The sequence below is a fragment of the Arthrobacter bambusae genome (assembly GCF_022606295.1).
Lineage (GTDB): Bacteria > Actinomycetota > Actinomycetes > Actinomycetales > Micrococcaceae > Arthrobacter > Arthrobacter bambusae_A.
The window spans coordinates 240821-248422 of record NZ_JAHHZS010000002.1; the positions used below are offsets into that span (position 1 = coordinate 240821).

Sequence of the window (7602 nt, forward strand, 5' to 3'; positions counted from 1 at the left end):
ATCGAAGGTGAGGCCGGGGCGTTAGCCGAAGTACTTCGGCAGCGTGGCCTCGTGGGCTTCGTTGAGAGCGTCCAAGGAGAGCTCGTCCACGCCGTTGATCTCCAGCTTGCCGCCGGCAGCGTCGACGACGCCGATCCGGAGGTGGGCGAAGCCGCGGGCGGTGCACATGTCCTTGAAACGGATTTCCTCGGAGCGGGGAACGGACACGATGGCCCGGCCTTGGGACTCGGAGAACAACGCGGTGAACAGGTCCACGCCGTCGCGCTCCATGAGTTCGTCCAGCGCAATCCGGGCGCCGACGCCGTAGCGCAACGCGGACTCCACCAGCGCCGCGGCAAGGCCACCCTCGGAGAGGTCGTGCGCGGCGTCGATCATGCCGTCGCGCGAAGCGTTGATGAGGATCTCGCCGAGCTGGCGCTCGATGGAAAGGTCAACCTTAGGCGGCAAGCCGCCGAGGTGTCCGCGCAGGTTGGACCATTCCGAACCGTCCAGTTCCGCGGCCGTGGTGCCCAGCAGGTAGATGGCCTGGCCGTCTTCCTTCCAACCTGACGGCGTGCGGCGGGCGACGTCGTCGAGCTTGCCCAGCACTGCAACCACGGGGGAGGGGTGGATGGGCACGGTACCGGTCTGGTTGTAGAGCGAGACGTTGCCGCCGGTGACCGGGACGCCCAGCTCCATGCACGCGTCGGACAGGCCACGGATGGACTCGGCCAGCTGCCACATGACGTCCGGATCCTCAGGGGAACCGAAGTTCAGGCAGTCGCTGACGGCCATCGGTACGGCGCCGGAAGTGGCGACGTTGCGGTACGCCTCGGCTAGTGCCAGCTGTGCACCGTGGTACGGGTCGAGGTAGGTGTAGCGGCCGTTGGCGTCGGTGGCCAGGGCCACGCCAAGGCCGGTTTCCTCGTCCACGCGGACCACTCCGGCGTCGTCCGGGAACGCCATGGCGGTGTTGCCGCCGACGTAGCGGTCGTACTGCTTGGTGATCCAGGCCTTGCTGCACATATTCGGCGAAGCAATGAGCTCGGTGACGGCCGCAGCCAGTTCCCCGGAGGTAGAGGGGCGGCCGGCGTCCTGCACGGAGCCCGTGAAGGTATCGGCCTGCACGGAATCCTGCCAAGAAGGGCGGGCAAACGGGCGGTCATAGACCGGACCGTCGTGGGCAACGGTGCGCGGGTCGACGTCGACAATGACTTCGCCTTCCCACGTAATGATGAGGCGTCCGGTGTCGGTCACCTCGCCCAACCAGGAGTACTCCACAGCCCACTTGTCCATGACCGCTTCGAACGCGGCGATGTTCTCGGGCGTGACAACGGCCATCATGCGTTCCTGCGACTCGGACATCAGGATTTCGCCCGGGGTCAGGGTGGGGTCGCGGAGCAGCACCGAGGTCAGCTCAACCTGCATGCCGCCGTCGCCGTTGGAAGCGAGCTCGGACGTGGCGCAGGAGATACCGGCCGCGCCGAGGTCCTGGATACCCTCAACCAGCGAGCCCTTGAAGAGCTCCAGGCAGCACTCGATGAGCACCTTTTCAGCGAAAGGGTCGCCTACCTGGACGGCCGGGCGCTTGGAAGGCTTGGTGTCGTCGAAGGACTCCGAGGCCAGCACCGAGGCGCCGCCAATGCCGTCGCCGCCGGTGCGCGCACCGAACAGGACCACCTTGTTGCCCTTGCCGGAGGCGTTGGCCAGGCGGATGTCTTCGTGACGCATGACGCCGACTGCCAGCGCATTGACCAGCGGGTTGCCCTGGTACACGGAGTCGAACACCATTTCGCCGCCGATGTTCGGCAGGCCAAGCGAGTTGCCGTAGCCGCCGATGCCGGCAACGGCACCATGCATGACACGGGCGGTGTCCGGGTGGTCGATGGCGCCGAAACGCAGCGGATCCATCACGGCAACCGGGCGGGCGCCCATGGATATGATGTCGCGGACAATGCCGCCGATGCCGGTTGCGGCGCCCTGGTAGGGCTCCACGAACGACGGCGAGTTGTGGGACTCGATCTTGAACGTCACGGCCCAGCCGTCGCCCAGATTGGTGACGCCGGCGTTTTCGCCGATGCCCACGAGCATGTCCTTCTTCATCTCCTCGGTCACCTTTTCGCCGAACTGGCGCAGGTGGTTCTTCGAGGATTTGTACGAGCAGTGCTCGCTCCACATGACGGAGTACATCGCGAGTTCGGCGCCGGTGGGGCGACGGCCCAGGACCTTGACGACCTCGTCGAACTCGTTTTGCTTCAGGCCGAGCTCGGCCCAGGGAAGCTCGGTGTCCGGCGTCTTGGCCGCGTTCTCGACTGTGTCGATGTTGAACTTCTTGCCGACGGTTTCAGCTGAGGTAGTCACTGTGCGCCTCCCACGATCTTGTTCAGGACGGACGTGAAGAAGCCCAAGCCATCCGTGCCGGCATTGGATTCCGGACCGAATCCGGGTTCCACCGCGTGCTCCGGGTGCGGCATGAGGCCCACCACGTTGCCGGCGGCGTTGCTGATGCCGGCGATGTCGCGGCGTGAACCGTTCGGGTTCCAGCCGACATAGCGGAACACGACGCGGCCTTCGGCCTCGAGGGCGTCCAGGGTCTTGTCGTCAGCGATGTACTGGCCATCCTGGTTCTTCAGCGGAACCGTGATTTCCTCGCCGGCCTCATAGTCCGAGGTCCACAGGGTGTTGTTGTTCTCCACGCGCAGCACCTGGTCGCGGCACAAGAACTTCAAGTGGTCGTTCTTGATCATGGAACCCGGGAGCAGGTGCGACTCGGTCAGGATCTGGAAACCGTTGCAAATACCCAGGACAGGCAGCTTGGCGTCGCTGTTGGCAGCGTCGATGATGCGGGACATCAGCGGAGCGAAGCGCGAAATCGCGCCGGCGCGCAGGTAGTCGCCGTAGGAGAAACCGCCAGGGATGACGACGGCGTCCACGTCGGCCAGGTGCGTGTCGGCATGCCACAGCGCGACGGCGGTGCCGCCTGCGAGACGGACCGCACGGGCGGCGTCGCGGTCGTCAAGGGTGCCGGGGAAGGTGACGACGCCGATCTTGGCCCCGACCAAACGGGGTTCGACGGCCACAGGGGCTCCGCCGATCAAAGGAAGTTCAGTCATGTCAGGCCTCGACGACCTCGACGTTGACGACGTCTTCGATCACCGGGTTGGACAGCAGGGTCTCGGCTGCCTCGCGGGCCTGGGCGAGGATGGCATCGGTCACCTCGCCATCGACGGTCAGTTCGAAGCGCTTGCCCTGGCGGACTGCGCTAAAGCTGGTGAAGCCGAGGCGGGGCAGTGCGCCCACGATGGCCTTCCCCTGAGGGTCCAGAATCTCGGGCTTGGGCATGACGTCGACGACGATCCGGGGCATCCGGTAACTCCTGTGCGTGAGCGTTGGTTAAACCTTGGTTAAAGGCTGCCGCGGAGTGGTGCCGTCTCACGCCGGGACTGCGCCCAAACAGTGTTCGGCAACAATGTCAGGGGCAGTGTCTTACGGAATAAGGGGCGCGCTCCGCGAGCTTGCATGCCCATTCTACCGGCCACATCGCTACATACCCTATTTGCGGGAGATCGGTGAAGAGGTGGCAACCAGGCAAAAGGTACGCGCCAATCCGCGGCGGCAGCCCGCCGTAGTCGGGCGTTTTCACTGCCCGACGGCGGCTCTGGCCGGGGGTGGTTTGCGTCACTAGGATTGCGGCATGGCCGAGAACGCTAAGTCGATGGTTTTGCCCGTGGTCCTTGCCGCTGTTTTTGCCGGCCTGGGGAGGATGGTTTTCCAAAGGATCATGGCAGACCGGGCTGCCCGGGAAAACCGCATTTCCGTCCCGCCGGATGCCTCGGCAAGGGCCAAAATCAGCGATGCGTTGAGGGGGACCCATTCTTAGGGCGGCTTGCGCGCTGAGGCCCGGTGGAGCGCAATAGGGCGCGCGCAAATGCGCTAATCAGCCGGGTTGAAGGCGCGTATTCGGGAGGTGCTTGGAATTGCATGTGCGAAGCCCGCAATGCCCGGACCGGCCCCGGCGCCGAAGCGGCTGATTGCTTGACGTACCAACACGCTTAAGGCTCTTTTCAGTCCGCCTTCGTCTTAATATCTGAATATCCGCACAGCGGGCACGTCCCTCCCGAAGGGGGCGTGCCCGCTCCTGCGTGCGGATGTATTCTGATGCCGAATGACATGACAAAAAACGTGAAATGTGTCCTATGTAATATTCAGCTATCGCTCTGTACTCTATGAATCGGCTGGGCTTTACCTGATTACAAGAACTGTCAATCAGTGTCCGTCCGTAGTTGATTGATCTTGACATGACCGCCACGATCGCCCGGAAAGGTGCAATCACTCGTGAATTCACAAGGAAAGAGCTTCATTGGAAGCGGGGGGCTTCGAAAAGCTGCGGCACTAGCCGTCGGATTACCGGTTCTGCTCTCCTCGGTGGCTTTGACACCCGCTCAAGCTGCGCCCGCTTCCGGTTCAACGGTCTTCGGATCAACGGGTGCGGGGGTTGCCCGGAATGTCGACCCCAAGTCTTATCATGATGGACGCTACGTAGTGGTGCTGGCAGAGAAGCCAGCGGCCACGTACGACGGCGGAACGCCCGGCTATGTGCCCACCAAGCCGCAAGCGGGAAAGAAACTGGATGTAAGCAAGGCCGAAGTGAAGCAGTACCAGGCCCACTTGCAGCAGAAGCAGCAGGACGTGGCCAAGCAGCAGAGCGTGAGCATCAACCGCGACTACACCACAGCTATCAACGGCTTCAGCGCCACCCTGACCGCGAACCAGGCCGTCAATCTCGCGAAGAACCCCGAAGTTCTCCTCGTGGCCCCGGACACCCAGTCAGCTCCTGACTACTCCACCACCGATTTCCTCAACCTCAGCGGTCCGAACGGGCTCTGGAACACCCAGTTCGGCGGCCAGGACCAGGCCGGAAAGGGCACTGTGGTGGGCGTCATCGACACCGGCTACACGCCCACAAGCAAGTTCTTCGCCGGCGATCCCGTCCAGCCGTTGGTCGGAAACCCCCAGGTAGGCGTCCCGTACCGCACCAGTGACGGCAAGATCGCCATGCTGAAGGCCAACGGAGACACGTTTGTGGGCGAGTGCCAGAAGGGCACCGACACTGGAGCGGCCTTCGACGGCACCGCGTGCAATTCCAAGGTCCTCAGCGCCCACTACTTCGCAGATGCCTTCCTGCAGTCCGTTCCGCCGGCCCAACGGGCACCCCAGGAACAGATCTCACCCATCGACGTCGCGAGCCACGGTACGCACACGGCCAGCACCGCGGCAGGAAACTCCGGGGTGGAAACGTTCGTGGATGGCCGCAGCTTCGGCAAGACGAGCGGCGTGGCACCAGCTGCCAAGCTCTCGATCTACAAGGTCTGCTGGGAAGACACCGACCCCAATTCGGGTGGCTGCTACAGTTCCGCGGCCATCGCGGCCATTGACCAGGCTATTGCCGACGGCGTGGACGTCCTGAATTACTCCATTTCCGGTGCCACTGACACCACCACCGACCCGGTCTCGCTGGCGTTCCTCTCGGCTGCGTCCGCCGGCATTTTTGTGGCCGCGTCTGCCGGAAACTCGGGACCCCAGGCCAGCACCGTCAACCACGGCGCACCCTGGATGACCACCGTTGCGGCTACTTCGTTCTCCCAGGCGCTCCAGGGAACCGTCGAATTCTCCGACGGCAGCAAGTACCGCGGAGCCAGCATCATGAACCACCAGGTGAGCGGGGCCGGCGTCGTGCTCGCCGCAAACGCCGCCTCAGGTACCGGCAACGCGGCGCTCTGTGCGCCCGGGTCCCTGGACCCTGCGAAAATCGTCGGCAAGGTAGTGGTGTGTGACCGCGGCGTGGTTGACCGCGTCGCCAAGAGCGCCGAGGTCCTCCGCGGTGGGGGTGTGGGCATGATCCTCGTCAACCTCACCACCTCGTCGCTGGACACGGACAAGCACGCAGTGCCCACAGTCCACGTGAACCCGCCGGACTCGCAGGCCATCAAGGACAAGGTCGCCGCCAACCCCGCGATTACTGTTTCCCTGGTTGACCACGACACCACCGGGCTTCCGCTCGAGGCTCAGCCGCAGATCGCCGGCTTCTCCTCCCGCGGCCCGCTCCTCGCCACCGATTCGGATCTGCTCAAGCCGGACGTTTCGGCTCCCGGCGTTGCCGTGCTGGCCGGAGTTTCGCCCATCGGCAGCAACGGCGATGAGTACGGATTCATGTCCGGGACGTCCATGGCCTCCCCGCACATCGCAGGTTTCGGAGCCTTGATCATGGCGAAGAACCCCGATTGGTCACCGGCGACGGTCAAGTCGGCCATGATGACCACGGCGAGTGACGTCAAGCTGGCCGACGGAACCAAGAACACGGACGTCTTCGCCACCGGCGCCGGAGAGATGAACCCTGCCAGCGTGCTGGAACCGGGGCTGGTCTACGATGCCGGAACCGAGGACTACCTGAAGTTCATCCAGGGTACCGGCGTGGATCTCGGCATGCCGGGACTCGGCTCTACCTTGCCGCGCGACATGAACCTTCCATCGTTCGCCCTGGGCAACCTCGCGGGCAAGATCGAGGTCACCCGCACCGTCACGGCCCTGACTCCGGGACTGTACCGGGCCACGGTCAATGTGCCCGGTGTTGACGTCAAGGTCACTCCGTCCGTGCTGAACTTCAATGAGGTCGGCCAGAAGAAGACCTTCAAGGTGACGTTCGAGAACAAGAGCGCGGCACTGGGTACCTTCGCGATGGGATCGTTGAAATGGGAAGGCGCCAACAAGTCGGTGGTCTCGCCGATCGCGGTTCGTCCGCAGTCGGTGCTGGCTTCCAAGAGCGTGGCCTTCACGTCCCAGCAGGCGAGCGGATCCGCGGACATCAACATCGTCTCCGGTTCCGACTCTCCGACGGCCGTGACCGTTGACGGCCTCTCCAAGGCCGACTCCTCGCCGGCGGAATTGGTTCCCGGTCCAGTGAATGTGGCGAACGATGCCTCGAACTTCGTCAAGTCCGCCACGGTTCCCGCCGGAACGGCGTTCGCGAAGTTCTCGGTGATCTCCTCGGATCCCACGGCGGATTTCGATCTGTATGTTCTGTCGCCCTCGGGTCAGTTGTTCACGGCAGCGACACCGAGTGCCAGTGAGTCCCTCTCGCTCGACAACCCGGAGCCCGGAACATACACGATCATCGCGAACTTGTATGCCAGCCCCAACAACCGGCCCACCAAGGCCAGTGTTGATGCCGCGATCCTGGGCGCAAACCAAGGCAACGCCACGGTCACGCCCAACCCGATCAAGATGAAGAACGGCAAATCCGGGAAGCTCACCTTCGCGTGGAGCAAGCTCACACCGGGCTCCTACATCGGTCGACTCACATTTGCCGGCACCAGCTCGCCGACCTTTGTGTCGGTCCTCGTCTCGGCAAACGGCACCGTGTCCGTGGTGCCGAATGATGACAAAGAAGGCCAGCACGGCAAGGGCAAACTCCAGAACGAAGGGGACGACCAGTCAAACAACGCGCTGTAGTGCGGCATTGACGGTCTGACAGATAAACAAGGCAGCGGCCGGCGGGATATCCCGCCGGCCGCTTTCTTGTCTTCCCACGGACGCGCGCTCACGTATAGGGCAAAATTCGTGGAC

Annotated in this window: 5 protein-coding genes; 2 read left to right on the top strand and 3 right to left on the bottom strand. The window is 63.8% G+C overall.

The window, feature by feature from the left end; all coding sequences use genetic code 11:
- Positions 1-21: 21 nt before the first annotated feature.
- The 3 genes from purL to purS are packed head-to-tail and all read right to left on the bottom strand — an operon-like array spanning position 22 to position 3345.
- Positions 22-2340 (bottom strand): phosphoribosylformylglycinamidine synthase subunit PurL, encoded by a 2319-nt coding sequence (gene purL, locus KNN17_RS02535; protein WP_078106761.1) that lies wholly within the window; start codon positions 2338-2340, stop codon positions 22-24.
- The gene (purQ, locus tag KNN17_RS02540; RefSeq protein WP_078106760.1) at positions 2337-3092 is read right to left on the bottom strand and encodes a phosphoribosylformylglycinamidine synthase subunit PurQ; all 756 of its coding nucleotides are present in this window, start codon (positions 3090-3092) and stop codon (positions 2337-2339) included. The genes purL and purQ overlap by 4 nt, the downstream gene beginning before the upstream one ends.
- A gap of 1 nt (position 3093) precedes the next feature.
- On the bottom strand, positions 3094-3345 hold the full coding sequence (purS, locus tag KNN17_RS02545) for a phosphoribosylformylglycinamidine synthase subunit PurS (RefSeq protein ID WP_028265707.1): 252 nt from the start codon (positions 3343-3345) through the stop codon (positions 3094-3096).
- Between the two features lie 328 nt (positions 3346-3673).
- On the opposite strand from purS, the gene KNN17_RS02550 reads away from it, so the two are divergent.
- Together KNN17_RS02550 and KNN17_RS02555 are read left to right on the top strand one after the other, a co-directional pair.
- Entirely contained in the window at positions 3674-3859 is a 186-nt protein-coding gene (locus KNN17_RS02550) for a hypothetical protein (RefSeq protein ID WP_078106759.1), read from the top strand.
- Between the two features lie 662 nt (positions 3860-4521).
- Complete coding sequence (locus KNN17_RS02555; RefSeq protein WP_241707359.1) at positions 4522-7488, top strand: S8 family serine peptidase; 2967 nt, start codon at positions 4522-4524, stop codon at positions 7486-7488.
- The last annotated feature ends 114 nt before the right edge of the window (positions 7489-7602 follow it).

What these genes read in the sequence shown, in the direction of transcription:
- purQ (WP_078106760.1), bottom strand. Translation starts at nt 3,092, where the DNA reads ATGACTGAACTTCCTTTGATCGGCGGAGCCCCTGTGGCCGTCGAACCC.
- purS (WP_028265707.1), bottom strand. Translation starts at nt 3,345, where the DNA reads ATGCCCCGGATCGTCGTCGACGTCATGCCCAAGCCCGAGATTCTGGAC.
- KNN17_RS02550 (WP_078106759.1), top strand. Translation starts at nt 3,674, where the DNA reads ATGGCCGAGAACGCTAAGTCGATGGTTTTGCCCGTGGTCCTTGCCGCT.